At 37.6% G+C, this 24,274-nt stretch carries 33 protein-coding genes; 25 read left to right on the top strand and 8 right to left on the bottom strand.

Features of this window, described 5'->3' with window-relative positions:
* Positions 1–9 precede the first annotated feature (9 nt).
* Positions 10–888, bottom strand: coding sequence for a LysR family transcriptional regulator (locus FGG79_RS05210; RefSeq protein WP_138776675.1), 879 nt, complete (start codon positions 886–888; stop codon positions 10–12).
* A 109-nt stretch (positions 889–997) separates the two neighbouring features.
* Here FGG79_RS05210 and FGG79_RS05205 point away from each other — a divergent pair, with 109 nt between their 5' ends.
* The 3 genes from FGG79_RS05205 to FGG79_RS05195 all read left to right on the top strand — a co-directional run bounded on the left by FGG79_RS05205 (position 998) and on the right by FGG79_RS05195 (position 3,184).
* Positions 998–2,083, top strand: a complete 1,086-nt coding sequence (locus tag FGG79_RS05205; RefSeq protein ID WP_138776674.1) for a citrate synthase/methylcitrate synthase — start codon at positions 998–1,000, stop codon at positions 2,081–2,083.
* A 101-nt stretch (positions 2,084–2,184) separates the two neighbouring features.
* A complete protein-coding gene (locus FGG79_RS05200; protein WP_138776673.1) occupies positions 2,185–2,568 on the top strand; it encodes a VOC family protein in 384 nt (127 codons plus the stop codon).
* 94 nt (positions 2,569–2,662) lie between these two features.
* Complete coding sequence (locus FGG79_RS05195; RefSeq protein ID WP_240794198.1) at positions 2,663–3,184, top strand: NUDIX hydrolase; 522 nt, start codon at positions 2,663–2,665, stop codon at positions 3,182–3,184.
* A gap of 48 nt (positions 3,185–3,232) precedes the next feature.
* Here the strand turns inward: FGG79_RS05195 and FGG79_RS05190 are convergent, their stop codons facing one another.
* Positions 3,233–3,739 carry a GNAT family N-acetyltransferase gene (locus FGG79_RS05190; protein ID WP_138776672.1) on the bottom strand — a complete coding sequence of 169 codons (507 nt, stop codon included), beginning with the start codon at positions 3,737–3,739 and terminating at the stop codon, positions 3,233–3,235.
* 209 nt (positions 3,740–3,948) lie between these two features.
* Between FGG79_RS05190 and FGG79_RS05185 the strand changes: the two genes are divergently transcribed.
* From FGG79_RS05185 to FGG79_RS05165, 5 genes are all read left to right on the top strand, one after another.
* Positions 3,949–4,590 (top strand): pentapeptide repeat-containing protein, encoded by a 642-nt coding sequence (locus tag FGG79_RS05185; protein WP_138776671.1) that lies wholly within the window; start codon positions 3,949–3,951, stop codon positions 4,588–4,590.
* A gap of 108 nt (positions 4,591–4,698) precedes the next feature.
* Positions 4,699–5,043 (top strand): DoxX family protein, encoded by a 345-nt coding sequence (locus tag FGG79_RS05180; protein WP_138776670.1) that lies wholly within the window; start codon positions 4,699–4,701, stop codon positions 5,041–5,043.
* A gap of 185 nt (positions 5,044–5,228) precedes the next feature.
* Positions 5,229–6,140, top strand: coding sequence for an ABC transporter ATP-binding protein (locus FGG79_RS05175; RefSeq protein ID WP_138776669.1), 912 nt, complete (start codon positions 5,229–5,231; stop codon positions 6,138–6,140).
* 17 nt (positions 6,141–6,157) lie between these two features.
* Positions 6,158–6,901, top strand: a complete 744-nt coding sequence (locus tag FGG79_RS05170) for an ABC transporter permease (RefSeq protein ID WP_138776668.1) — start codon at positions 6,158–6,160, stop codon at positions 6,899–6,901.
* 250 nt (positions 6,902–7,151) lie between these two features.
* Complete coding sequence (locus FGG79_RS05165) at positions 7,152–7,601, top strand: GNAT family N-acetyltransferase (RefSeq protein ID WP_138776667.1); 450 nt, start codon at positions 7,152–7,154, stop codon at positions 7,599–7,601.
* A gap of 149 nt (positions 7,602–7,750) precedes the next feature.
* Here FGG79_RS05165 and FGG79_RS05160 read toward each other — a convergent pair whose 3' ends face one another.
* A complete protein-coding gene (locus FGG79_RS05160; protein ID WP_138776666.1) occupies positions 7,751–8,242 on the bottom strand; it encodes a sigma-70 family RNA polymerase sigma factor in 492 nt (163 codons plus the stop codon).
* Between the two features lie 397 nt (positions 8,243–8,639).
* On the opposite strand from FGG79_RS05160, the gene FGG79_RS05155 reads away from it, so the two are divergent.
* Entirely contained in the window at positions 8,640–9,350 is a 711-nt protein-coding gene (locus tag FGG79_RS05155) for a polysaccharide deacetylase family protein (RefSeq protein WP_138776665.1), read from the top strand.
* 3 nt (positions 9,351–9,353) lie between these two features.
* Here the strand turns inward: FGG79_RS05155 and FGG79_RS05150 are convergent, their stop codons facing one another.
* Positions 9,354–10,454, bottom strand: a complete 1,101-nt coding sequence (locus FGG79_RS05150; protein ID WP_138776664.1) for a serine hydrolase domain-containing protein — start codon at positions 10,452–10,454, stop codon at positions 9,354–9,356.
* 124 nt (positions 10,455–10,578) lie between these two features.
* On the opposite strand from FGG79_RS05150, the gene FGG79_RS05145 reads away from it, so the two are divergent.
* Both FGG79_RS05145 and FGG79_RS05140 read left to right on the top strand, forming a co-directional pair.
* Positions 10,579–10,941, top strand: coding sequence for a VOC family protein (locus FGG79_RS05145; protein ID WP_240794238.1), 363 nt, complete (start codon positions 10,579–10,581; stop codon positions 10,939–10,941).
* 131 nt (positions 10,942–11,072) lie between these two features.
* Positions 11,073–11,525 (top strand): NUDIX domain-containing protein, encoded by a 453-nt coding sequence (locus FGG79_RS05140; protein WP_138776662.1) that lies wholly within the window; start codon positions 11,073–11,075, stop codon positions 11,523–11,525.
* Between the two features lie 51 nt (positions 11,526–11,576).
* Here FGG79_RS05140 and FGG79_RS05135 read toward each other — a convergent pair whose 3' ends face one another.
* Together FGG79_RS05135 and FGG79_RS05130 are read right to left on the bottom strand one after the other, a co-directional pair.
* A complete protein-coding gene (locus tag FGG79_RS05135) occupies positions 11,577–12,098 on the bottom strand; it encodes a cysteine hydrolase family protein (RefSeq protein WP_138776661.1) in 522 nt (173 codons plus the stop codon).
* 54 nt (positions 12,099–12,152) lie between these two features.
* On the bottom strand, positions 12,153–12,281 hold the full coding sequence (locus tag FGG79_RS05130; RefSeq protein WP_346764041.1) for a DUF1272 domain-containing protein: 129 nt from the start codon (positions 12,279–12,281) through the stop codon (positions 12,153–12,155).
* A gap of 108 nt (positions 12,282–12,389) precedes the next feature.
* Here FGG79_RS05130 and FGG79_RS05125 point away from each other — a divergent pair, with 108 nt between their 5' ends.
* The gene (locus FGG79_RS05125; RefSeq protein WP_138776659.1) at positions 12,390–12,914 is read left to right on the top strand and encodes an NUDIX hydrolase; all 525 of its coding nucleotides are present in this window, start codon (positions 12,390–12,392) and stop codon (positions 12,912–12,914) included.
* Positions 12,915–12,947: 33 nt separating this feature from the next.
* Here FGG79_RS05125 and FGG79_RS05120 read toward each other — a convergent pair whose 3' ends face one another.
* Positions 12,948–13,343 carry an S-Ena type endospore appendage gene (locus tag FGG79_RS05120; RefSeq protein ID WP_138776658.1) on the bottom strand — a complete coding sequence of 132 codons (396 nt, stop codon included), beginning with the start codon at positions 13,341–13,343 and terminating at the stop codon, positions 12,948–12,950.
* A gap of 179 nt (positions 13,344–13,522) precedes the next feature.
* Here FGG79_RS05120 and FGG79_RS05115 point away from each other — a divergent pair, with 179 nt between their 5' ends.
* From FGG79_RS05115 to FGG79_RS05100, 4 genes are all read left to right on the top strand, one after another.
* Positions 13,523–13,813 carry a class I SAM-dependent methyltransferase gene (locus FGG79_RS05115; RefSeq protein ID WP_138776657.1) on the top strand — a complete coding sequence of 97 codons (291 nt, stop codon included), beginning with the start codon at positions 13,523–13,525 and terminating at the stop codon, positions 13,811–13,813.
* A 112-nt stretch (positions 13,814–13,925) separates the two neighbouring features.
* Positions 13,926–14,591 carry an HAD family hydrolase gene (locus FGG79_RS05110; RefSeq protein ID WP_138776656.1) on the top strand — a complete coding sequence of 222 codons (666 nt, stop codon included), beginning with the start codon at positions 13,926–13,928 and terminating at the stop codon, positions 14,589–14,591.
* A gap of 115 nt (positions 14,592–14,706) precedes the next feature.
* A complete protein-coding gene (locus tag FGG79_RS05105) occupies positions 14,707–15,231 on the top strand; it encodes a GrpB family protein (protein WP_138776655.1) in 525 nt (174 codons plus the stop codon).
* A gap of 5 nt (positions 15,232–15,236) precedes the next feature.
* Complete coding sequence (locus FGG79_RS05100; RefSeq protein WP_138776654.1) at positions 15,237–15,563, top strand: hypothetical protein; 327 nt, start codon at positions 15,237–15,239, stop codon at positions 15,561–15,563.
* Positions 15,564–15,813: 250 nt separating this feature from the next.
* On the opposite strand, the gene FGG79_RS21680 is transcribed toward FGG79_RS05100, so the two are convergent.
* Positions 15,814–15,966 carry a hypothetical protein gene (locus FGG79_RS21680; RefSeq protein WP_171050808.1) on the bottom strand — a complete coding sequence of 51 codons (153 nt, stop codon included), beginning with the start codon at positions 15,964–15,966 and terminating at the stop codon, positions 15,814–15,816.
* A 283-nt stretch (positions 15,967–16,249) separates the two neighbouring features.
* Between FGG79_RS21680 and FGG79_RS05095 the strand changes: the two genes are divergently transcribed.
* The 9 genes from FGG79_RS05095 (at position 16,250) to FGG79_RS05055 (ending at position 24,159) form a co-directional block, all read left to right on the top strand.
* Positions 16,250–16,477 carry a hypothetical protein gene (locus FGG79_RS05095; protein WP_138776653.1) on the top strand — a complete coding sequence of 76 codons (228 nt, stop codon included), beginning with the start codon at positions 16,250–16,252 and terminating at the stop codon, positions 16,475–16,477.
* A 238-nt stretch (positions 16,478–16,715) separates the two neighbouring features.
* Positions 16,716–16,991 carry a helix-turn-helix transcriptional regulator gene (locus tag FGG79_RS05090; protein ID WP_138776652.1) on the top strand — a complete coding sequence of 92 codons (276 nt, stop codon included), beginning with the start codon at positions 16,716–16,718 and terminating at the stop codon, positions 16,989–16,991.
* A gap of 38 nt (positions 16,992–17,029) precedes the next feature.
* Complete coding sequence (locus tag FGG79_RS05085) at positions 17,030–18,301, top strand: MDR family MFS transporter (RefSeq protein WP_138776651.1); 1,272 nt, start codon at positions 17,030–17,032, stop codon at positions 18,299–18,301.
* A gap of 325 nt (positions 18,302–18,626) precedes the next feature.
* Positions 18,627–19,304: a serine/threonine protein kinase gene (locus tag FGG79_RS05080; RefSeq protein ID WP_138776650.1), complete on the top strand. Its 678-nt coding sequence runs from the start codon at positions 18,627–18,629 to the stop codon at positions 19,302–19,304.
* Between the two features lie 240 nt (positions 19,305–19,544).
* Entirely contained in the window at positions 19,545–20,618 is a 1,074-nt protein-coding gene (locus FGG79_RS05075; RefSeq protein WP_138776649.1) for an NAD(P)H-dependent flavin oxidoreductase, read from the top strand.
* Positions 20,619–20,812: 194 nt separating this feature from the next.
* Complete coding sequence (locus FGG79_RS05070; RefSeq protein ID WP_138776648.1) at positions 20,813–21,502, top strand: hypothetical protein; 690 nt, start codon at positions 20,813–20,815, stop codon at positions 21,500–21,502.
* 399 nt (positions 21,503–21,901) lie between these two features.
* A complete protein-coding gene (locus FGG79_RS05065) occupies positions 21,902–23,077 on the top strand; it encodes a TraB/GumN family protein (protein WP_138776647.1) in 1,176 nt (391 codons plus the stop codon).
* A 124-nt stretch (positions 23,078–23,201) separates the two neighbouring features.
* Positions 23,202–23,738: a histidine phosphatase family protein gene (locus tag FGG79_RS05060; RefSeq protein ID WP_138776646.1), complete on the top strand. Its 537-nt coding sequence runs from the start codon at positions 23,202–23,204 to the stop codon at positions 23,736–23,738.
* 241 nt (positions 23,739–23,979) lie between these two features.
* Positions 23,980–24,159 carry a hypothetical protein gene (locus tag FGG79_RS05055; RefSeq protein ID WP_138776645.1) on the top strand — a complete coding sequence of 60 codons (180 nt, stop codon included), beginning with the start codon at positions 23,980–23,982 and terminating at the stop codon, positions 24,157–24,159.
* Positions 24,160–24,274: the final 115 nt, after the last annotated feature.

The following is a 24,274-nucleotide window of genomic DNA, read 5'->3' as shown; positions in this document are numbered from 1 at the left end:
CGTATTCTTTTATACTCTGAAGTGAGACAGAAAACGTAAAAACTCCTGCTGTTCTTTATGCTGATATTTCGTTATGGCGAAAGTCCTTGCTTCTGGTAATGGAAAAGTATGTGTGTCAACCTCCAATAGTCTCCCTTCAAGTAGCTCCCGACGGACAGTAGAGGAGGGAAGATAGGAAACGCCAAGTCCTTCTGCAATAAACCGCTTCGTAATATGAGTTTGAGTGACTTTCATCATCTTTGTATAAGGATAGTATCGTTTGATTGTTCTGCACAAATCATCCCAGTAGGCAGGATGATTGTGGGTGAAAACATGATGAGATTCTAACAGTTCCTCTTCTTCTAATGGAAAAGCGGACTCGAAATCTCGTCCATCATGGGGGGCAACGAGAATCACTTTATCAGTAAATAATAAGGTATGATCCAGTTCCGGGCTAAAACTAGGGAGGCAGGAAAGACCAATGTCCACATTTTCATTCAGGACAACCTTCTCTATGTTTTCTGATTCAATGATTTCAACGGAAATCTCTACTTGCGGATGGTTTTCTAAATACTGTTTTAACACAAAAGGTAATACATTATCTGCAATTAAAGGAGAAATGGCGATTTTCAGTTTTGATGTATATCCTTGATGAAAGGATTGGAGATTAGTGATACCTTCCTCGTACACGTCTAACAATCTTCGTGCATGCTTTATATAGAACCTCCCAGCCTCTGTTAATTTAATTTTCTTTCCCTCACGTTCAAATAATAAAACGCCGAGCTCTTTTTCTAATTGTTTAATATGAACGGTAACGGAAGGCTGTGATATATATAGCCTTTCAGCAGCTTTTCTAAAATGACCGAATTCAGCAGCGGTAATAAACGTTTTTAAAACATTTAGATCCATTTCCCTCACCCTTATTAATATTTTTAATCAAATTAATTAAAAATATTTAATTTTCTTAATTATATTATCATTATACAATAATTGTAATGAATGAAAAGGGGATGAGTGAATGTTTAGTAAAGGGTTAAAAGGAATTATTGCAGCACAAACAATGATTAGTCACATTGATGGTATAGAGGGGATCCTAATCTATAGAGGATATGAAATTGGGAAACTAACAAATCGTTCATTTGAAGATGTTGCGTTCTTATTATGGTATGGTCGTCTACCAATAGAGGACGAAGCAGAATCTGTTAAGCGAAAATTGATCTCGCTTCGATCTTTATCTCATACCATGAAGGAAGTGATTCATTCTTTGCCTAAAGAAATGGATATGATGAGTGTATTGAGGACTGTAATCTCTGCTGAAGGAGGAAAAAGCTACCTTTGGAAACCTACTATTGATCAAGCGATTAGGTTAACAGCTGTAATACCTACCATTATTGCTTATAGACATAATAGGGTTAAGGGAAACCCCATTAATGAGCCAAATCCCAGACTTAACCATATTGAGAATTATCTATATATGCTTACCGGTAACAAGCCCTCTAAGGTAGTTGTGGATGCGTTAGAAACATACATGATCTTAACCATGGAACATGGTATGAATGCTTCTTCATTTTCTGCAAGAGTGACGGCTTCCACAGAATCAGATATGGTTTCAGCCGTAACCTCAGCGATCGGGACGATGAAAGGTCCACTTCACGGAGGAGCTCCATCTGGTGTTATCGATCTTCTAAATGAGATCGGGACTGCCGATCATGCGGAGAATGTCATCAGAAGAAAGTTGCTTAAAGGAGAGAAATTAATGGGATTTGGTCATCGGGTGTATAAGACTCATGACCCGAGAGCTATAGCCTTAAGAAAAAAATTATTAAAATCCAAGGGGGAAGAAAAATCTCTTGATCTAGCATTGGCAGTGGAAAACAGTGCGCTCCAACTTTTAACTGAAATTAAACCGGGAAGATCACTCTACACAAATGTAGAGTTCTATGCAGCGGCCATCATGAAATCCATTCAACTTGAATCAGATTTATTTACACCCACCTTTACTGCGAGCCGTATCGTAGGATGGACAGCCCATGTATTAGAACAGGCTGAGAATAATACCATTTACAGACCTCAATCAGAATATATCGGAAACTCTAACCGATAATGAGAATCAACCTACATTCTTAGACGATGTAGGTTGATTTATGTTAACGCTTCAACAAGATGATGGTATAATTGAAACATACTCAAAAAGGAGTGATCAAGGTGATAAATAAAGTAGGGCAAATCATGTTATATGTGAAAGATCAGGAAAAATCGATGAATTTTTGGACTGAAGTAGTCGGTTTTACCATCATTTCTGAGGAAGATAATGGTCAAGGAATGAAATGGATTGAAATAGCACCAACGAAAGAAGCTGAAACAAGTATTGTTCTCCATAATAAAGAACTGATTGCTAAAATGCAGCCTGAACTAAATCTTGGAACTCCTTCATTAATGATGTACACAGACAAACTGGATGAATTACATAAAGACTTATCAAACAAAAACATCACGGTTGGGGAAATTGTGGACATGCCTTCAGGCAGGGTATTTAACTTTGCAGATAGTGAAGATAATTATTTTGCAGTTATGCAGAAAAACCAATAAATCAGTAATCTGAATGAAAAAGCCGAAGATCGTTCATTGATCTTCGGCTTTAAATGATTAATCACAATTTAATAAAATACAAGGAGATACCACATTGTTTGAAACAGTATTAGGAAAACCCAAAAACGCAAAAACTGAATTGAAAATGAAATATAGAACGGCCGTTAAAGCGGTTATCTTTCAAAATCATAAGATACTTCTTATGCATTCGAATAGAGGGGATTTTAAATTTCCTGGTGGAGGTGTGGAAGAGGGTGAAACCTTACATGCTGCACTAATAAGGGAAATTGCTGAAGAAACAGGATATGTTCACTGTGTTGTTAATGAGCCACTTGGAATTGTCACACAGAGGCATATGGATTTATTTAATGAAGAATCTCTATTTGAAATGACTTCTCACTATTTTCGATGTGAATTAACTGACAGTGAAAAGGTACCGCAACAATTGGAAGGGTACGAATCTGAACTGGAAATGGTACCGAAATGGGTTACGCTGGATGAAGCCATCAATGGAAATGAAAGTCTTAAGGATCAGTTTGATAACAATCGCTGGATAGAACGGGAGAATTATGTACTGAGAGAATTAAAGAAGTTATATGTTTATAAAGAGCGGTGATTCTCTGATCACTGCTCTTTTATTATGAATCTGATGATACGCCTTCTATTACAAGTTCAACCCGTACTTTTTCAGTTCTTCTGTATCATTTGGCAGTGTCACATAGCCTTCTGGATTCATATCCAGTTTCTCTAGAAGTTTAGATGACAATTCATTATCCTTTGTCGTAATCGCTACCAGCCGGTTTAAGCCGATCTTCTTAGCAAATTCGATGGTTCCTGCAGCTGCCTCATATGCATATCCTTGAGATTGAAAGTCAGCAAGGAACGCAAAACCGATATCTACATCTTCTAACCCTTCACGCTTAATTAATCCGCATAAGCCTATAGGAGACTGATCATCTTTCCTTTCCGTCAAAAATAATCCAAAGCCTTCTCTTTCACACATTGCTCTCGGACCATTCACAATATAACTTCTTGCATCATCCAATGTGCGAATGCCTTTGTCACCTATGTACTTTAACCAGCCTGGTTCATTTAATAATTTCATTATGAATTCAGCGTCGCTCGATTCTACCCATCTCAGGATGAGCCTTTCCGTTTCTAGTACTTTCATGTGAGCACCTCGTTTCTATATGATCACATCCTATTGTACCTTTAAAAATATAAAAGGAAAATCAATTCAAGTATAGAATATTCTCTCCGGTCAGCCAATCATATATTTAGCGAGACACACACCTGGAAAAAATCCAAGACTACTAATCAAATTTCTTCATGATATAGTTTCCTTATAGAAAATGAACATAGTAGAGGTGTAATCAAACAATGAAAATCAAAATAGAAGCTCCGAAAATCCCAGCCCGTTTAGCATCAGCTAATTTCCAAGATGTCTATTATGAAGAAGATCCGTACCTTTCTAATTGTATGGTAGAAAATGCACGACTGGATAACGAAGCGCTCGATCAGCTCGTTTTATCTAAAGTAGCGTTTAAAAATGTTTCGTTCATTGGTGCGTCATTTCCACGGATCGATATGACGGATGTAGTGTTTGAGAACTGTGATCTTTCGAATGCTATCTTCACAGAAGGCATCATCCACCGGGTACTATTTAAAGAATGTAAGTTATTGGGGGTGGATTTTTCTGAGACCAATTTAGGCAATGTAAGTTTCGTTGAATCCATGGCGAATATGAGTGACTTTGTGGACGCTCGTTTAAAACAAGTGAAATTCGATCAAACCTCTTTACAGAATGCGAATTATTCAGATTGTAAACTTGTTAAGGTGAGCTTTGATAAGTGCGATCTTCATGAGATTGATTTTACTCAAACAAACCTTAATGGAATCGATATAAGCACATGTACGTTTACACGCATCAATGTGGCCCTTGAGAATCTATCTGGTTGTGTGGTTTCACCGGAGCAAGCGATTGGGTTTGCGAGTTTATTGGGATTAAAGGTAAAAGAGTAGGTTTAATATTCTATTTCCCTGGTCCTAGGAAAAATATTGAATGGAAATTAATAAGATAGCATACTCATTAAATAGGCTCCATTGCTTCTATTTGAAGGGGGAAACAGCATGACTATCTTTATCTGGACGTTACAAGGTTTATTAGCAGCCATGTTTTTAATGGCAGCAGTTGGAAAATTAACCGGATCCAGTATGCAGCGTGGTGTATTTGAACACTTACGGCTACCTCAATGGTTTAGGGGCGTCACAGGATTAGTGGAGTTAACAGGTGCTGCCCTTTTAGTCATTGGATACTGGCAGGAAAATGTCATTTCAGCTGGAGCGCTCATCCTTGGTATAACAGCTATTGGAGGAATGTTGGCTCATATTCGTGTGAAAGATGGCTTTAAAGATACCATCATGATTGTGGTATTGGGAATCCTTTCATTTATATTATTGTATTTGGTCCGATAAAGGCCGTCGTCGCTCCTGAACTTACCGTATTTCAAATCCGATTTTAAATAATCGGATTTTTTCATGCTTGAAGCAAGGGCTCGATACTTGAGGATAAGACATTTAATGAAACTTTTCCCATTGTTAAACCGTAGATTTATTTAACACATCGTCATATTTACATTTATATGAAAGGAGTGCTTTTTATGATCGAAGTTGGTAACGTGAGTAAACGATATGATTCCATCCAAGCACTTGAAGGAATTCAATTGACCATCCAAAAAGGAAGTTGTTTTGGTCTGGTAGGTCCGAATGGGGCAGGGAAGTCGACTTTGATGAAAATTTTATCAGGTGTTCTCCAAGACTTTGAGGGGGATATCATCGTCAATGATCATTCAGTCCTTAAGGACCGAAAAAAAGTGAAGCGGATGATAGGATACATACCCCAAGATATTTGTTTGGAAGAATCCCTTTCGGCTAAAGATAATCTCACTTATTTCGGCAGTCTGTATGGACTGAAAGGGAAGATCCTCCAAACACGTGCAGAAGAAATATTAGAGCAAATAGGATTGAAGGACCGAGGGAAAGACAAGGTAATCACCTTTTCAGGAGGGATGAAAAGGAGACTGAATATAGGCTGTGCATTATTGCATAATCCTTCGATTGTCATCATGGATGAACCAACTGTTGGCATTGATCCGCAATCGAGAAATTCCATTTTCTCCATCATTAATCAATTAAAATCAAAAGGCAGTACAATCATTTATTCTAGTCATTATATGGAAGAAGTAGAACAGCTATGTGATGGTATTGGTCTTATTGATAAAGGAACGCTTGTAGAATGTGGGACAATGGATGAATTGCTACAGAAATATAATAAGCCTTCATTATTTATTTCTGGAGACAGGTTAGATGATGAATTGTTATCAAAGCATGGTCGCGTGGAATCAAAGGGTAGCGGATTCTTATTAGATAGTGACGAACCTTTAGAAACGCTCCAAGGGTTGATTGCTGATCTTCGTAATCTTAAAATTGAACCAAGGAGACTGGAATTATATCATCCAAGGCTTGAAGATATCTTCTTCAACTTAACAGGTACTCAGTTACGAGATTCATAGAAAAGGAGGGATTACAAATGTTTGCAGTTGCACGTACGGAATTGAAGAAGAATTTTCAAGACAAAGGGTTATGGTTTTGGACGTTTATTCTACCTATTGTATTCATTGTTGCGTTTGTTTCCATTTTTTCGGGTGATGAAAATACGAGTTATAAAGAGGTTGTCACCCAAATCATTCCAGGCTACACCATTATGTTCGCCTTTTATATAATGATCTCTATGGTAATTGGTTTTGTGAAGGATAGGGATAGAGGGATGGTGGCCCGTATAGCCAGTACACCACTTCCAATCCAAGGTTATTTTATCGGAAAATGGATTCCGTTCATGTTGATTGTATTGATTCAGATTGCTGTATTATTTAGCTTTGGTGTCGTTGTTTACGATCTTCCATTAGGAGATCCTATATCTTTAGTTATGTTATCTTTATCATTAGCTTTTATTGTAACAGGATGGGGGATGGCACTTGCGGTACTGGTGAAAACAGAGAACATGGGTATTGCCATGACACAAATCATAGCACTCGGTGGAGCTATGCTTGGAGGCTTGTGGCTTCCTGTAGAATTGATGCCGGACTTCATGCAAACCGTCAGTAAATTCCTGCCTCAGTACTGGGCGATAGAAGGTTACAAAGAAATTATTCTTGAGAATGGAACAACGGGTGATGTGTGGTTTAACATCATCATCTTGCTTGTTTCCGGCATAGGAGGGGGATTAATTGCATACGCTGCCTATCCCCGGTTCCTACGGTTATCAAAGAGTTAAGAAATAAGTGTAAAACATGATTTTCCGATAGACCGATTTTTTTTTGTTACTCTTACCAATGTTCAGAACGGAGGGTAAGAATCTCTGATAGAAAATAATGGTATAATATAATAGTCTGAAAATTGGGAGTGCATTTTTTGGAAGGAGGCGTTCATAATGACAAAATTGGAAAGATTGAATACAAGTAGTGACAAGGGGGAGTTTCCTAGCTAGGAGGTCTCACTCCCCATGAGTTGAAAGGGGAAACTTAATGGAAATAAACAATGTTTCGATAGTAGAATTAAATGAAAAAAATTGGTATGAGTGCTGTCAGTTGAAAGTATCTGAAGACCAAAAATCTTTTGTTGAATCAAACGCCATATCCATTGCTCAATCAAAATTTGAACCTACACTTAAACCTTATGCTATTTATGATGGGAGTACAGTTGTTGGATTTTTAATGTATAACACTGTGCCAGAAGAGCTCGATGCATATTGGGTATATAGAATCATGGTGGATAAAGACTATCAGGGTAAGGGAATCGGAAAAGCAGCGACGACTTTGATGTTATCTGAAATGAATGAAACTCTTGAAGGAAATAAGATTGTGGTTGGGTACCATCCTGATAATAAGGAAGCCCACCATTTATATGCAAGTTTAGGGTTTGTTGACCATGGTAATAGATTTGGCAAGGAAATGGCTGTAGTGAAAGAAGGATAAGCTAAGTAAATAATTATGAAAAGGTCAAGAATAGATGCTTGGCCTTTTTCTATTAGCTAAGTCAGTGAGGGGGCATGATTTCAGATGGAAATAAAGCTCACAGCAATCATAAGCCGTGAGCTAGAAAGAAGTATAGCGGCAGCGCGCCACTAGTTTTCTCTTATAACCAATGACTCTTTTATCTTATCTTTTGCTCCTTTACGCCATTTCTTTACTGCAGAATTCGAAACATTCTCAACTTCTGCAATTTCGCTGATTGTCAACATGTGCACACACGTATACATTACCCATTTTTTTTGATTTTCCGTTAAGTCTTCGCAATAGGAGAGTACCATTTCCTGCGCTAACTGCTCATTCCCGTTCTCATCCTCGATCACTTCAAAAAAGTCCGTTTCTTTAAAAATACTTTTCGTCTCATTGCGATTTTCACTCGTTAATTGAGATAGGATTCTACCTCGTACGAAATAATAGGCATACGCTGGAAACGCTCCTTTCTCCGCATCGAAATTTTCATAAGCCTCCCATAAGGCAATGAGACCAGTCTGATAGTATTCATCCTTGTTTTTGTAAATATGCAAGGTATGGATCAACTTATGAATCATCAATTCATAATTCTTTTGAAGTTCTTCAAAACTTTCCAATGTGACTTCCTTTTGATTGACGCGCCACTCATTGTATTCCTAGGTAGCTTTACCATACTGGGAAAATGAAAGGCGAACAAAAGAGGAAAGTCATTATTTTCTTATATGAAATTCAATAAAAACCAGAAAAAATCTCAGGGTTTTTCTATAAAGTAACCGATCAATTCATCTAAATAAAAAAAGGATTTGTGAAATATTAATGAAAAACAAGGGAATTGGCATCGCTTCTTATATTAATCATAATCCTTAACGCATGAAGGGCTAGAAGGTAACTAGAAACAAATGAATGAAATGCGTGGCCAACTCCTTGGACGTTGGCCATTTACTATTCAAAAAAAGTATGAACTGTCTATAAAACTGCTATACTATTTTTGATGATAAAGCAAAGGAGTAAGCTATGAAAAAAATAATGTTGATTTCCATTACAGGTTTTTGTGTGTTATCACTGGTAGTAGTCGGTACTTACAAGTGGATGAATGCAAGAACGTTTCAAATGTTTGGCAATCTGACCTCAGAAGTGAAAATCAATGAAAAAGTAATAGCCATCACTTTTGATGATGGCCCTACTGAAAATGTTGATGAAATTCTTACCACACTAGAAAAGTATGAAGCCAAAGCCACTTTCTTTCTTATCGGGAGAGAGATAGAGAAACATCCGGAGGAAATTGAAAAAATTGTGAAAGCTGGCCATGGAATTGGAAATCACTCCTATTCACATGAACGGATGATTTTTAAATCGAGAACATACTATAGAGAAGAAATCGAAAAAACGGATGAGCTGATCAATCAAGCAGGATATGATGGACAGATTGATTTTCGTCCCCCGAACGGAAAGAAATTGATAGGTCTTCCTTATTATCTAGATAAGTATAAGAGAGAAACCATTATGTGGAATATTGAACCTGATAGTATATCGAATGATCCTTATGAGAAAGTCGCATATGTGAAGGAGAAGGCAAAGCCAGGTTCAATTATCTTATTACATCCCATGTATGATGAGAGTCGGAATGTAATACAGTTACTAGATGAAATCCTTGCAGCATTGACGAAAGAGGGGTTTACTTTCGCGACTGTCAATGAACTTCAACAAATGGCTAGTAATGATTAAAGACTAACTTTCATTTCTTAATACTTCATTAAATACCTGATTTGCAATCCTTACAACCCCTACGGGCATTTGATTCACAATCACGGTCAAAAAGAGTTCATCTTCAGGATAATAAAGCGTCACAGATTCGTAACCATGAATTCCTCCCTGGTGGCCGAGTGCAGATTTACCGTTATCAAATCTATATTTTTGTATTCCTAGTCCATAAGAGTTGGAAGGATCATCAGTAGCTTGAAAGTGGACCATTTCTTTCAGGGATTCTTCTGATAATAATGAACCATTGAACAGAGCCTTCATAAACGATTGAATTTCGATGGGGTTAGAAATAAGAGCTCCGGCTGTCCAGATGATCGATACGTTGAGAATATTTATATATGTGAGTTCATCAGAGAGCTCTGACATGTCTTCTGTGGCTATCGAGTGGCCAGTTGCATATGGATGTCTTAGTTCGTTAGCAGACGGGAAGTATGTCCTTTTTAGATGGAGTGGTTGTATAATCCATTGATGGATAACCTCTTCAATCGTTTTTCCTGACAATTTCTCTACTATTAAACCAAGCAAAATGTATCCTGTATTAGAATAGCTATATTGGGTTCCGGGTTCAAATTCAAGGTCTTGATCACGAATGAGCCTTATAAGACTTTGAGGTGGAAAATCATCTTTAGGGCAGGATAATGCGTGTTGGATGCATTTTGTTCCTGCAACATCCATCCAAATGTAATCCTTTAAACCACTTCTGTGCTGAAGCAATTGACGAACTGTTATGTGTCTACCATGGGTTAGGAGACCGGGTAAGATGGATTCTACTGTTTGTTCGAGTGAAAGATGCCCTTTTTCCTGGAGTTTTAGAAGGAGGGTGCTGATGACTATTTTAGTAATGCTCCCGACCCGGTGATGATCATGTGCATTCAATACGTCATTTGTCCCCAGTTGCCGTACGCCAGCAGCATAAATATGGTCACTTCCATCAGAATTTGTTAAACAAACAGAAATTCCTGGAAGATTGTGTTTCTCCTGGAGGGTTCGCACCGTATTCTGTAATATCGTATGATTAATCAATGTCATCGTCCTTTCATCTAGTAATAGATATTGGATACCGATCATTATGAAAGCCGTCTTTATACTTAGTTTATTACTTGTAAGTGAAAATCTGGAAGTTTAGCAGGAATTGACAACGGTTAGATTGAAATATAAATAAGTATCGAATGGAATGGAGGGAGTCTCTTTGATAAAAAGTCCGATCAAAAATAAAGTGAATTTGGTGTTTATTCCTGTAAGTGACATTGAAAAGTCTAAAGAGTGGTACACAAGTATATTGGACATCCAAGAAGGAGAAGAACATTTTGATCATCTATTTGTTGCTGACATGGAAGGAACAGGGATGATCCTCGACACAATGCCAATGTGGAGGGACAAATCTGGTAGACTACCAAGGTTGGATTTTCCAGCCATTCAATTTGCGACAGACGATATTCACGAATCCTACCATTTTATGAAAGACAAAGGTGTAGAGTTAATAACCGAGATTGAGAATAATCAATACTTTGTATTTAAAGATCCTGATGGGAATTTGCTGATGGTTTGTAACTGAATAAGTCATAATAAGTGTGGGTGATGTTGATCCAAACTTGAAAGGAGCATCACCCAGTATTTTCTGAAAAGTATTTAAGAGTATGCTCTATACATATGAAGAAAGATGATAAATAGAAGGAGAATGATAACATGGCGATCAGAAACTCAGCAAAAGCCATCATTATACATAATAACAAAATACTTTTAACCAAAAACAAGGATGCACAGGGATATTTCTATCTCTTCCCTGGAGGCGGTCAGGAGCATGGTGAAACTCTTGATGAGGCATTAAGAAGAGAATGTATCGAGGAAATAGGAAGTTCAGTAAAAGTAGGCGAACTTTTACATATTCGTGAGTATATAGGAAAGAATCATGAGCATTCTTCATTTGACTATGACGTGCATCAGGTAGAGTTTTATTTTAGAACTACGTTGGAAGTAGAATTGGAAAATAGTGAACCACCAACAAATCCAGATAGTCATCAAGTCGGCATTGAGTGGATTGATTTACAAAAATTTACGAAACTAAGGGTCTACCCACAGAAAATCATAGAGTACCTCCTGAAAGAAGCATCGATTGTCTATCTTGGAGATATGAATTAAAAGAATGAAGCTATAAAGGTCAAGACCCTGGGGCTTCATTTCATTCGTGTACTATTGGAGGAGCCATTCTTCTGTACTAACTGCTTCAGCAAACCAACGCAACACTTCATTGTGATGTGAAATGATTTGTGCTGCCGAAATTTCTGTTTTGTCGAAAGTTGAGTGGGCATCTGTAAGCAGGGTTACCTTGTAGTCCTTACTGCAACCTATTCTGCAGATAGTGTCCACGCATGCTTCGGTTTGAATACCGGTTATGATTAAGTGATCAATGTTTAAATTTGATAATCTTTGTTGAAGATCCGTTTGATAAAAGCTATCTGGGGTATTCTTTTCTATTATAATCGATCCTTCTTCCGGTGAGATACTCTCATGTATGTTCCAGCCCGCTGTCTCCTTCTCTAACGGACTTCCTTCAGGTCCATTATGTTGGACAAAAATAATAGGGATTTCTTTTTTCTTTGCATATTCCATCGCTCTTTTAATATTTTCCAGTAATGTGTCCCCTTTATAAATAGAAGGATTGGTTGTAAACATCCCTTTCTGGACATCGATAATCATTAGTGCTATATTCATTCGTTCTCCTCCTTACTGTTTGATGCCTGTTGGCGATTTCGGCCTTCTGACTAACTACCCACTACAATTCGGACAAGTATAGTTATAATTATCTGTACATTTTTCACAAAAACTACATTCATGAACACAGATATATGCATGATCGTTCAATAAATTCTGACATGACTGACAATTGTTCTTCATTTCTAATCCCATATGTATCTCCCTTTCTAGTACTATCTTTCCATTATATTCTAAAATAGGTTAATATAGTGAATAGATGGAATATTCTTTATACAATAGGAGGATAAAATGACTTCTACAATCGTAAAATGGGGGGAATCGAAAGTAAAGTTAACATGGAGACAGGATATTCACCTTCCAGACATGAAGCTAATCACCAGTATACATGGCTTCTGCTTTAATAGTGGAAAATTACTTCTAGTGAAGCTGCGTAAAAGAGGCTGGGATTTTCCAGGAGGGCATTTAGAGAAAGGTGAATCTCCAGAAGAGTGTTTGGAAAGGGAAGCAATGGAAGAAGCGTATGTTTCGGGGCATTCCCATCTATTAGGATATATCATTGTGGATCATCATGACAATCCCTACTGGAATGAAGATGGCCACTATCCCAAAGTGGGGTATCAAATTTTTTATCAAATGGAAGTAGATCAAGTCCATCGATTTGAAGCGGAATATGAATCTGTAGAAAGATGCTGGATCGATCCAGCCAGGGTGTCAGATTATTACCCTGCATGGAATGAGGTATATCATGAGATTCTTTCAACTGCTGAGGGAATACACAATCAGAAGGGCATATCGATCATGAAGAACATGTGAATAAGAAAAAAGCGAGAAGGTCCCGCTTTATTCTTATTCTTTACAAGTTGTTTCAAAAGAATAATTCAATTGAATTTTTAAAGATCCATTGTACATTCTTTCTGGTGCAGTGCCTGTAGTTGCGATTCTTGTTAAATGATCATAAACAAAGGTTAAAGAACTATGGGGTTGAACTAAAAGAACAATTGGCTGATTGCTTACACTTCTTTCAAATCGAACATTAATCGCCTGAGTACTAAAGTTTTCAATAGTACCTGCAGCAATAACTGGAATACTTGTGGATTGAACGTCAAATATTGTATTTACATCTTGGTTTCCAGTACCTGCGAACGGAGCACAGTTTTCGTAGTGAGCATTTTTGCACTCTTTTTTAGGTCTCGGAGGACATTTATCATCCTTCCAACCTAGAGGGGTGTTGTAACAGTTCATATCTTTCACCTCCTGTATATATTAACGTATGAAAAATCTTTTAGAATGCCTGTACAGATATCACGAATTAATAATTTCTTCAGGAACTAGTAATTAAACGGCATTTTTTCATATTTTAAATAGTTGTTGCTAATTTAATTTCTTTTAGAAATATCATGTGAATAACTAGGAGGGATTTTATGGACTCAAAAACCATTTCTATTAATAAGGAAAGCTGGAACGAGGCAGCTCCCCGTTTCTACGGAAGAAACCCACTCCCAGAATACGGGCCACTTGCACCGACAGAGGATGAAGTACAACTCCTCGGTAGTGTTAAAGGGAATAAGGTGCTTGATATTGGATGTGGAAGCGGTCATTCATTGGAATATATGTATCGTAATCATGCAAGTGAGCTGTGGGGAGTGGATTTATCAAGTAGCCAAATTGAGGCTGCGAGAAAACCTCATAATATAGAAATTCAAAGTTATTAGCGTTAGCCACCAGAAGAGCACATCGATTCTATGATGCTATTGGGTATGAAGAATCGTCCTAATATAATAAGAAAACACTCAAATCAAAATGAGTGAAAAGGAGGAAATCAACATGATAAAAGCAGCCATTTTCGACCTGGACGGAACCCTGCTTAACAGGGATGCATCAGTACAACAATTTATAACAAATCAATATGAGAGACTTCATAAATGGCTAAATCATATTCCTGAAACGTCCTACATACAAAGGTTCATTGAATTAGATCAGCGTGGATATGTTTGGAAAGATAAGGTATACAAGCAGCTTATAGAGGAATTCAAAATCACGGAACTAACATGGGAGGAAATGCTGGATGATTACCTCAGGGAATTTAGGAATAGTTGTGTCCCTTTTCCACATTTGCATCAAATGTTGGACGAATTAAAATCGGCAAACATAAAGCTTGGGATGATCACCAATGGTTTTGGACGGTTTCAAATGGACAATATTATAGCTCTGGAAATTAAAGCATATTTTGATGAAATTCTCATTTCAGAATGGGAAGGTATAAAAAAACCTGATCCTGAACTTTTTCAGAGAGCGTTGGAAAGGCTGAATTTAGAGTCTTCAGAGTGCATCTTTATCGGGGACCACCCGCAATATGATGTATCCGGAGCTCAACAAGTGGGGATGAAAGGCGCATGGAAAAGAGACCCTTTATGGAGTCATGCTGATCATGCAGACACAGTGATCGATGAGTTGATGGAATTACCACATTATATTAAAGCTCTTAGCTAGAAATCTTTGTTTTACTTATAAGTGCTAATGAAGGTCTTTTACTAATTTTGGGTCAAATATGTAAGTGTAACTATATCCTATTTAAAGAATATGTTAAATGAAGAAGGTGTCCCAAATGACAACAAAAAAATCATTTGTCCATTTAAGCCCCTACGATCCACTTTGGGAATTGAGATTTAATCAAGAAAAAGAGATGATCACTCAAGCAATAGGTCCGTCCCTCATTGGGATCGAACATATTGGCAGTACGTCTGTGAAAGGGTTGGATGCGAAGCCGATTATTGATTTGCTGGTAGGTGTGAAAGATCTTGAGGATGTACTGAGCTTAATTGAACCATTAAAGAAAATAGCTTATGTGTATGTTCATAAACCAGAGTTGACTGATCGCAGATTCTTTCGAAAAGGAGAGTTGCAAAGAGGCACTTGTCACCTTCATATCTGTGAGTTTGAATCTAGTGAATGGAACAATAAGCTCCTATTCCGTAATTACTTAAGAACCTTTCCTAAAGTAGCAGAGGAATATCGGGATTTGAAAAAAGAATTGGCAGCTCTCTATCAATTTGACCGCCCCAAATATACTCAGGAGAAAGAGCCATTCATTAAGGAGATTGTCAGACGTGCGAAGAAACAGGACGAGTGAATCACATGAAATACATTAGTAAACAAAAAGGCACCTATACAAACACGTTAGAATTTTTTCGATTTATTTTTATCTTCTTTTTCCTCGGAGCTTTCATTGGAGGATCCATCAAATTATTGTACAAATCATTAGGAATTAATGTGGATGGAACATCAGGGGCTTTCTTAGTCATTCTAGCCATCTTATTAATCTTACTCCTCATGTATAAAAACTGGTTACAATTTTCTGGGTTTATGAACGTGAGCAGGGAACACAAACTTTCTTATAAAACGACATATGTGATAGGAACAATCATTATTTTACTCATTGTATTCGCTCCGTTTGTACCATGAAGCTTATTTTTGTCTTTGGAAGTGATTACAAGACTGATATACCAATCTACTGATCTTTGATATTGTAAATCAAATTCTGATACTATCATTAGCAACAAAGTTTACGAAATGAGCCTCTTACAGGAAAGTAACTATATGATAGCGTTCATCCGGAGCATATAACAATTGAATGACGAAGATGCCCACAAGGATGTGTCATTCATTAATGAAAGAAGCATAGAACTTAAGGTTAGAAGGTTCTTATACTATTTTAGCCATTTCGTTTCTGGATTTCAGAAATGTGAACCAGCTCGCAGTTATTTCGATTATCTTTAGAAATCTCAATATATTGACTATCATATATCCAATACACATAGTACTCTTCCTCTTGATATATGATTTTATCTCCTAAATTATATTCCATGATATGACCTCACTAAATGTTTTGTAGGTATATACTACCATAAACTTTGAAAGAGTAAATAAAGGAAACTGCTTGAAAATAGGGTATATTCAAATAGATCTCCTTATTTACTCTTCTATTTGTACAAATATATTCTTATAGGCATTTTTACACATTAGGAATTAAATACGTCCTATCATTTACCCCTATCAAAGGATCGTTGTTTTTAGTATAATAGACATCTTGATACTACATATTTAGAGAAAATATGAGAAAGTCATGAATCATATCAGGAGGGTCCTTCTTGTTGGAATTTAGTGAAATATTTACAGAACCAGTTAAGACAGTTGCGATTAATATCGCCATTGTTTCATTAGTTACACTTTCTTTGACCACGTTAATATATACAGTCCTTAAATTTATTAAGTTACCAGATAAGCTGATTGAAAATATAGTAGGCTTCATTGTAGTAGGCGTGGGAATCAGTACGGTTTATTATTCATTAAAATGGGATTTGTTTTTAGCCTTATAATAATGAAAATTCTTAATCTAAAAAGCATCTTCATGGGTGCTTTTTTTTATTTGGGAATTTACTTAGTGTCAGTGTCATCCCAAAGTCTTAACCCGAATCAGACAAATGATTGAAGAAAAGGATGCACCTGACCCTTATAATGTAAATATGAGAAGTAGGCAAATCCCCCTTGATAATATGGAGAAATTTCTTTATATTTAGTAAATACCATTTTGCCAATTGTTGGAGGGGACATCTGATGAGTGACATGAAGAAACTTTGTAACTCCATTAATAATTGTTTAGTAAGAGAGGATTCCAGTAGTAACGAACTACATATGGGAGAAATTGTGTACATACTGCGTGTGAAGTCTCAATTAACGCAAGAGGATTTAGCGCAAAAAGCAAATGTGTGCGCTCAAACAGTAAAAAGACTTGAAGGAGGGAAGGGAAAGGTGAGTGATATTACCTGTCGAGCTATATTTCAAGCTCTTGGAGTAAATATCACGTTACTAACAAAGCTCTTAGATGAGTGATACAAGCAGATGTTTGATATACAGAGAGAAGGAATAGTATGAGATTTAAAGATTTTCATAAAAATATCAAAATACGGATAATCGAAACCTTTATGAGTCGTTTTATCGGAAGTATGATTTTTCCGTTTATGTCCATTTATTTAGCGGTTCATTTTGGAGCGAAATTGGCGGGACTTCTCTTACTGATCAATGTATTTGTTGGAATCGGGATTAATTTCCTGGGAGGCTATTTCGCAGATCAATTTGGCCGAAAGAAAATTATGTTATTCGCAGAGACGCTTCGTTTCTTAGCTTTTCTCACCATGATGGCAAGTAACTCGACCTGGTTTGAATCAGCATCGATTACCTTTGCAATGATGACGATTAACAGTATATGCTGGGGGCTAGCAGGACCCGCTAACCAGGCGATGATGATTGATGTAAGCACACCATCACAACGGAAGTTGATGTACTCTATTACGTATTGGGCTAACAATTTATCCATTGCGATTGGGGGGATCATCGGTGCGTTCTTGTTTAAAGATTATTTGTTCGAGCTGTTCCTTGCTCTAAGTGTTGCATCGGCTGTAACTGCTTCATTGGTTGCCTTTTTCATAGATGAAAGTTATGCTCCGGTAAAGGCTGAACTTACACCATCTCAACACGTAAGGCAATTATTTTCGAACTATGGGAAAGTGATGCACGACAAACTATTTGTTCTTTTCACGGTTGCAGGCGTACTTCTTCTTTCTATGGAATTTCAGCTTACCAATTATATCGGAATACGCCTAAGCGAGGAATTGCATCCACAACGATTTCTTTTTTGGAACATAGACGGTGTGCAAACGATGGGGATCCTCCGGAGTGAAAATACGATTCTAGTCGTAATACTCATGCTCTTTGTAACAAGAATTCCGCACACTTTAAAAGACAAAACCGTTCTAGTTTGGAGTTGTTTCTTCTTTTCCTTAGGGTATGCCACTCTCGCTTACTCTACCAACTTGTTCATCTTATTTGCTATGATGGCGATACTAACAATTGGTGAAGTATTCCGAGTTCCGGTTGAACAATCATACATGGCAGCCATACCACCGGACGATGCTCGCAGTTCTTATATGGCATTCAATGGATTGAAGTTTAACTTATCCATGTTGATTGCATCCGTCACAGTATCACTAGGGGCGATACTACCATCGAATATAATGGCTTTAATGATCCTTTTAATTGGATTTGTTGGAACATTAATTTTAAAAATCATTACACCTGAATTGGATATCCGAAGAGAAAGTGTAACATTGGAACCGCAAAATGAGCCTGTAATAGTAGGATAGTCGGGGACGGAGAAGGCTGGATATAGTCTTCTCTTTTTGTATTTTTCTAAAAGGAGCAATAAATAAGCAAGGTGAAGTAGATTATCTTTAAAGGTATCTCGTATTTTTGGAGGAGATCAAGATCGAAAGGTCAGAATAACCCGACAAGTATATGGAGAATCCTAAGATGAAGAGTATGTATCGATTGATGACTCCAAGTGTCTAATATTACTATGGAAACTAATACTCTATAAATTGAATTATGATCATGGCAGGTGCTATATTATTCAGAATAAGGGATAACGTAGAAACATACTTTAGTAGAAATCGATCGAAGGGAGAATATATGGAGAATAAATGGGAAGTAGTACTGCCATCTCTTTCTCACATAAACGTGTCTTCAAGCCCGAATAACGAACCTGTCACGGTCCATGGTGGGGATACTAAAATTAGGTGCATTGGTGTTGGGACGGATGCAGCAGTCTTTCAATCTCTCTATGCACCGGATTTCGCTTTTAAACTTTACGCAGAAGATAAAGTTTCAAAAATTAACATAGAGGAAAAGGTTTACTCTTTGATAAAAGGTTCTACATTTTTCTCAACTTGCTATGCTGCTTACGATAATGTACTTGTATTAAGTTATGAAGAAGGGTTAACGCTCTTTGACTGTCTATTGCAAGGGATTCATATTCCAGAGCAAGTGGTTCTGGATGTGGAAGATGCAAGACGTTATGTCCGTAATCAAGGATTGAATCCGAGGGACATTCATTTGAAAAATATTTTACTTCAAAACGGAAGAGCCAAAATCATAGATGTGTCTGAGTACGTCCTTCCAGGAAATGATTTCAGGTGGGAGCATTTAAAAAAAGCATACGAAGATCATTACGATCTCATTGAGGGAAGAGCCATTCCATTTTGGCTCTTGGAAACAATTCGGAAATGGTATAATTCTTGGAACAAACACTTCTCCTCCTATGATGAATTTATGAAAATTGTATTGAAGTTTACTTCATTCAAAAAGTGACTAAAAAACGCACAGAGTAAGCGTCAGCTTTGTGCGTTTTCTATTTTATTGATGATGCCTTTCCCCGTTGGAAGTACGGTAGTGAAACATTTTATCAATTATAAGGATAAATAAGTACGAATGAATACAATCGTATCACGAAGAATTGAAACGATCGAATCAATTGTACAAAAAGAAAATATTTGACATAATTTATTTGTGCAATACGACTCTAGTGATTCTTGTAAAAGGAGGAAAATCATGTGGAATCAAAACAGTGTTTCTAGACTACTAGACACCGAATACCCCATTATCCAGGCAGGAATGGCTGGAGGAGTCACAACTCCGAGTTTGGTAGCTACTGTCTCTAATTCGGGGCTACTCGGAACCCTTGGCGCAGGGTATATGACTCCTGATGATATGAAAGAAGCCATCAATCAAATCCAAGAACAAACAATTCGCCCTTTTGGGGTGAACCTTTTCATTCCTGAAACTCCCGTGAGAAGCGAAGAACAAATTACCAATACTAGGAAAATTATGGAACGTTATAATAAAGAGTTGTTTATTAAGGGGCAGGAATCAATCACATATCCCCAATTTGATTTTGAAAAACAGGTAGAATTCATCATTAATGAAAAAATTCCTGTCTGCAGCTTTACGTTTGGCGCACCAACTAAAGAGATTGTGAAAGAGTTAAAGAAAGAAGGAATCACAGTTATTGGTACCGCTACAACAGTTGAAGAAGCTCTTCTTAATGAAGAGAGCGGGGTGGATATTATTGTCGCCCAAGGGAGTGAAGCGGGTGGACACAGAGGCACGTTTCTTCGTTCTTTCGATCAATCGATGATCGGTACTTTTTCTCTTGTACCCCAAGTAGTGGATGTGGTGAAAATTCCAGTTATTGCAGCTGGTGGAATTATGGATGGAAGGGGTGTTGCAGCTGCTCTTGCTTTAGGTGCACAAGGAGTGCAAATGGGAACCGCATTTCTCACATGTAAAGAAAGTGGGGCACATGCTGTTCATAAGAAGGCTATAATAAATGCTCTAGAAACTGATACGGTCATTACATCGGTGTTTAGCGGAAAACCAGCAAGAGGTTTGGCGAACACATTTACGAAGGAGATGCAAGTTTATGAAGATCTCCTCCCTCCCTATCCGATTCAAAACATGCTAACCAAAGAGTTTAGAAAAGAGGCAGGGAAACAGTCGAACCCGGAATTCATGTCCCTATGGTCTGGTCAAAGTCCCCGTCTCAGTAAAGACCAATCTGTAAATGATCTCATATACTCCGTGGTCCATCAAGTAGGGGATACGCTAGGTAAGTTTAATCGATAACGCATTTTGCAACGATGTAACAACTGTTTTCCCTTTCTTAGTTCTATTATCACAAAACTAGATTTCCAGATATTTAATCTTGTAATCATTTCTAGCAAAGGTATAATTTTGATAAAAGGAAAGCGTTTTTTTATCTTCAATTGTCCGAATAGTTTAAAATCTAGGATTCAAGGTGTGTTTTTTAGGAGGTACAAATGAGAGAAATCTTACCGGGGTCTGTGTTGTCGCATATTCAGTATGGATATCAAAAAGTTCCTAAGAAGGTTAAAAGTCAATGTCCAAACTGCACTAAGACAAGTGAATTCATTTTGAAGGCCAATTTCTATCAGGTGAATAAAAAAGGACTGTTTGCTGAGGCTAGTTGCTCAGAATGTAAGAAACCGACTGTATTTGTTATTATGCTCAATGATGATTCTCTCAACCACCGGGAGGAAGCGGGTCTTTATATTTACGATCCTCTAGCAACGAATGGACCGTTAGATCAAATTCAAGGGAATAAGCGTATACCGCAGGACCTTGTCCGATCATTTCGTTCCGCTTTGAATGTAAGTCAGACAAAGGACAACTCAGCAACAGCTGTCATGTCAAAGCGGGTGCTGGAAAGTGTACTGAAGAATTTCAACGGTGAGAAAGCTTCCGGACAGTCTTTATCAGAACAGTTTGATCAGTTGCCGGAAAATGTCGACCTTTCCAAGCCAATCCAGGCACTTAGCCATTTGGTGCATCCCAATTCTCCATTCTACGAAATGCTCGAATTGGAAAGAGAAATAGACGATGAAACAGCGAGTCTGCTTATGGAATTATTAGAGGGACTCATTGAATACTTATTTGTTCTTCCGGAAAAAATAGAAACGCTTCAAGAGAAAATCGAAAAGAAGTATTAGTGTATATCCTTTGGACAATAGTGAAAAAAACCGTGATTCAATTTTTGGAATCACGGTTTTTTAGTTGAATGCGAAGTCTATCCTGTTAATGATAAGAAATAGAGGGCTAGCCGACACGGAATGAATTCGCCGATATATGTTGAAATTCGCTGATAAAACGGTGATTTCGCTGATATAATGCTAAAATCGATGATAAAATTATAAATTCGCTGATAAATCGTTCTACACTGTCATTTAGCTCCATCACTGGTGCATGAAACCCTTTAATATCATCACATCAATCAAGATCTTTCATGAATCTGATTAGTATTTATTTAAATTTTGCCAAAACTAGTTTATCATAATGGAGAAGATTCAATTTAATAATTGAAAGTCAGTGGAATTGAAGGAAGGTACACTATGACATCAGAAAATGAAAAGAATATTACGAGAATACATATGGATGGGAAGGAATTCATTCTCATCGGAACCGCCCATGTATCCCGTCAAAGTGCGGAGCAGGTTAAAGAAGTGATAGAAGCCGAACAGCCGGACACGGTATGTGTCGAACTGGATGAACCACGCTATCAATCCATTGTAGAAGGAGACAAATGGAAGGATACAGATATCTTTCAGGTTATCAAGGATAAGAAAGCGACCTTGCTTCTTATGAATCTTGCCATCGGATCATTCCAGCGTCGAATGGCAAAGCAATTCGGCATCAAACCGGGTCAGGAAATGATACAAGGTATTGAATCCGCGAATGAATCAGGAGCCGAATTGGTCCTAGCTGACCGTAACATCCAAATCACTTTCTCCCGCATATGGAATAGCGTCGGGTTTAGTGGTAAAGCAAAACTGATGACCCAAATCATTTACAGTATTTTCAGTAATGATACCATTACGGAAGAAGAGCTCGAGAAAATCAAATCACAGGATATGCTCGATTCCATGTTGAATGAGTTCACCCAGGTGTTTCCTAAATTGAAAACACCCTTGATTGACGAACGGGATCAATATCTTGCTCAGAAAATCAAAGATGCCCCAGGAGAGAAGATTGTTGCTGTTCTAGGTGCAGCTCACGTTCCAGGTATTACAAAAGAAATCTATAAAGAACACGATTTAGAAAAGCTGAATGCACGTCCTGCTAAATCGAAATGGCCAAAGATCATTGGATGGACGATCCCCTTTATGATTCTCGCGGTGATTGTCTATACATTCATCTCAAATCCTGATGCAGGAATTCAACAAGGTATCAGCTGGATTTTATGGAACGGCGGTTTCTCTGCACTCGGTGTGGCCATCGGGTTAGGACACCCTTTAGCGATATTAACTGCATTCGTTGCAGCGCCGATTACATCTTTAAACCCCCTCCTTGCTGCGGGCTGGTTTGCAGGGTTCGTACAAGCGTACTTCCGCAGGCCTAATGTAGGCGATTTTGATTCCCTTCCTGAAGACGTATTAAGTGTCAAAGGATTTTGGAGAAATAAAGTGACACGCATCCTTCTCATTGTCGTACTTGCTAACCTAGGAAGCACACTGGGTACAGTCATTGGTGGAGCGGATGTAGTGAGGTTATTCATTGAGAATTTATGATGTAGCAAAATAAGCTGTCCACTTGGATAGCTTATTTTTATAGGTATTGGAATATTATGTTAAAATAAGTAAAGCACTATGTTTCTTTGAAAAGAAAAAAAGTACCACTGAAAGGAAATACCACATGATCTATGTAATCAGGCACGGACAAACCAATTTCAATAAAGAAGGCAGGCTACAAGGAAGGAACGGTCTTCCCCTAAACGAAGAAGGAATTAATCAAGCACGAAATTTAGAGGTTGCACTTAAGCAGATTCATTTCGATTACATTTTTTCTTCCCCCCAGAAAAGAGCGATACAAACGGTAGAAATTGCAACAGGAAAACCTGTAATTATAGATTCAAGATTGGATGTCTATGATTTAGGAGAAGCGGATGGTTTGTTGAAAAGTGAAGTGAAGATGGCTGGTGTTCTTCCAAATCCGGCTGTTTATAAAGGGGTAGAAAGAAAAGAGCAATATATGGAGAGAGTCTTTGCATTTATGAATGAACTTCAGAATCGCCGTCATTCACTGAATGGGAAGAATATATTGATTTCCGGCCACCGATGCACGACAGGTTGTATTGGCGCATTTTTTAACGGAGTACCTGCCGATCAAAATATTCTAAAGTTGTCTTCTCATAACGGGGAGTATAGACAATATGAGTTCAATGAAAATTGATTAACTCCAAAATGCGAATGACGGATGGGGTCGGAATTGATATGTCAACAAATGAAAAAATGCCTCTTATGAGTTTTGGTACATGAACTTTGGGTATATAAGTTATTAACCTTACCCTTACCTTTAGCTGTCATCAAAAAAGATTGAGTCATTTTGTTACAACATTAATTTTTAAAGAATATATTGAAAAAACATGCCTATATTTATTATAATAGCAGAAAGGTTTATAGAGGAGGATCTAATGGAGACCCACAGGAGTAAAAGGATATCGAAGTTATACCGAAAGTTGATTACTTCTGATGCAACACAAGCTTTCCTTATTTATAAAGGCCTGGATGAAGCAACGAAAGCAGAATTACTCGATTTAGTGGCAGAGATGGGCGCTCAGCACTCAGAAAAACTTTTGAATAAAATAAGCTAATATACATGAACAAAGATAAAGACCTGGAGATGGATCATCTCAGGTCTTTTTGTTTTTTATGACTTTCCTAGATTGAAAACGGTTTTATTTATTCTGCATAAATATAAATATTCTG

The organism is Bacillus sp. BHET2 (assembly GCF_005938125.1).
In the GTDB taxonomy this organism is placed as follows: Bacteria; Bacillota; Bacilli; order Bacillales; family Bacillaceae_B; genus Rossellomorea.
The sequence above is the reverse complement of the archived record's forward strand: the minus strand, read 5'-3'. Positions and strand labels throughout refer to the sequence as shown.

What these genes read in the sequence shown, in the direction of transcription:
- FGG79_RS05155 (WP_138776665.1), top strand. Translation starts at nt 8,640, where the DNA reads ATGAAAAAAATAATGTTGATTTCCATTACAGGTTTTTGTGTGTTATCA.
- FGG79_RS05080 (WP_138776650.1), top strand. Translation starts at nt 18,627, where the DNA reads ATGGAGAATAAATGGGAAGTAGTACTGCCATCTCTTTCTCACATAAAC.
- FGG79_RS05175 (WP_138776669.1), top strand. Translation starts at nt 5,229, where the DNA reads ATGATCGAAGTTGGTAACGTGAGTAAACGATATGATTCCATCCAAGCA.
- FGG79_RS05150 (WP_138776664.1), bottom strand. Translation starts at nt 10,454, where the DNA reads ATGATCGGTATCCAATATCTATTACTAGATGAAAGGACGATGACATTG.
- FGG79_RS05055 (WP_138776645.1), top strand. Translation starts at nt 23,980, where the DNA reads ATGGAGACCCACAGGAGTAAAAGGATATCGAAGTTATACCGAAAGTTG.
- FGG79_RS05110 (WP_138776656.1), top strand. Translation starts at nt 13,926, where the DNA reads ATGATAAAAGCAGCCATTTTCGACCTGGACGGAACCCTGCTTAACAGG.
- FGG79_RS05170 (WP_138776668.1), top strand. Translation starts at nt 6,158, where the DNA reads ATGTTTGCAGTTGCACGTACGGAATTGAAGAAGAATTTTCAAGACAAA.
- FGG79_RS05180 (WP_138776670.1), top strand. Translation starts at nt 4,699, where the DNA reads ATGACTATCTTTATCTGGACGTTACAAGGTTTATTAGCAGCCATGTTT.
- FGG79_RS05135 (WP_138776661.1), bottom strand. Translation starts at nt 12,098, where the DNA reads ATGAATATAGCACTAATGATTATCGATGTCCAGAAAGGGATGTTTACA.
- FGG79_RS05090 (WP_138776652.1), top strand. Translation starts at nt 16,716, where the DNA reads ATGAGTGACATGAAGAAACTTTGTAACTCCATTAATAATTGTTTAGTA.
- FGG79_RS05140 (WP_138776662.1), top strand. Translation starts at nt 11,073, where the DNA reads ATGGCGATCAGAAACTCAGCAAAAGCCATCATTATACATAATAACAAA.
- FGG79_RS05060 (WP_138776646.1), top strand. Translation starts at nt 23,202, where the DNA reads ATGATCTATGTAATCAGGCACGGACAAACCAATTTCAATAAAGAAGGC.
- FGG79_RS05075 (WP_138776649.1), top strand. Translation starts at nt 19,545, where the DNA reads ATGTGGAATCAAAACAGTGTTTCTAGACTACTAGACACCGAATACCCC.
- FGG79_RS21680 (WP_171050808.1), bottom strand. Translation starts at nt 15,966, where the DNA reads ATGGAATATAATTTAGGAGATAAAATCATATATCAAGAGGAAGAGTAC.
- FGG79_RS05100 (WP_138776654.1), top strand. Translation starts at nt 15,237, where the DNA reads ATGAAATACATTAGTAAACAAAAAGGCACCTATACAAACACGTTAGAA.
- FGG79_RS05105 (WP_138776655.1), top strand. Translation starts at nt 14,707, where the DNA reads ATGACAACAAAAAAATCATTTGTCCATTTAAGCCCCTACGATCCACTT.
- FGG79_RS05205 (WP_138776674.1), top strand. Translation starts at nt 998, where the DNA reads ATGTTTAGTAAAGGGTTAAAAGGAATTATTGCAGCACAAACAATGATT.
- FGG79_RS05065 (WP_138776647.1), top strand. Translation starts at nt 21,902, where the DNA reads ATGACATCAGAAAATGAAAAGAATATTACGAGAATACATATGGATGGG.
- FGG79_RS05165 (WP_138776667.1), top strand. Translation starts at nt 7,152, where the DNA reads ATGGAAATAAACAATGTTTCGATAGTAGAATTAAATGAAAAAAATTGG.
- FGG79_RS05210 (WP_138776675.1), bottom strand. Translation starts at nt 888, where the DNA reads ATGGATCTAAATGTTTTAAAAACGTTTATTACCGCTGCTGAATTCGGT.
- FGG79_RS05115 (WP_138776657.1), top strand. Translation starts at nt 13,523, where the DNA reads ATGGACTCAAAAACCATTTCTATTAATAAGGAAAGCTGGAACGAGGCA.
- FGG79_RS05125 (WP_138776659.1), top strand. Translation starts at nt 12,390, where the DNA reads ATGACTTCTACAATCGTAAAATGGGGGGAATCGAAAGTAAAGTTAACA.
- FGG79_RS05185 (WP_138776671.1), top strand. Translation starts at nt 3,949, where the DNA reads ATGAAAATCAAAATAGAAGCTCCGAAAATCCCAGCCCGTTTAGCATCA.
- FGG79_RS05120 (WP_138776658.1), bottom strand. Translation starts at nt 13,343, where the DNA reads ATGAACTGTTACAACACCCCTCTAGGTTGGAAGGATGATAAATGTCCT.
- FGG79_RS05190 (WP_138776672.1), bottom strand. Translation starts at nt 3,739, where the DNA reads ATGAAAGTACTAGAAACGGAAAGGCTCATCCTGAGATGGGTAGAATCG.
- FGG79_RS05070 (WP_138776648.1), top strand. Translation starts at nt 20,813, where the DNA reads ATGAGAGAAATCTTACCGGGGTCTGTGTTGTCGCATATTCAGTATGGA.
- FGG79_RS05085 (WP_138776651.1), top strand. Translation starts at nt 17,030, where the DNA reads ATGAGATTTAAAGATTTTCATAAAAATATCAAAATACGGATAATCGAA.
- FGG79_RS05130 (WP_346764041.1), bottom strand. Translation starts at nt 12,281, where the DNA reads ATGAAGAACAATTGTCAGTCATGTCAGAATTTATTGAACGATCATGCA.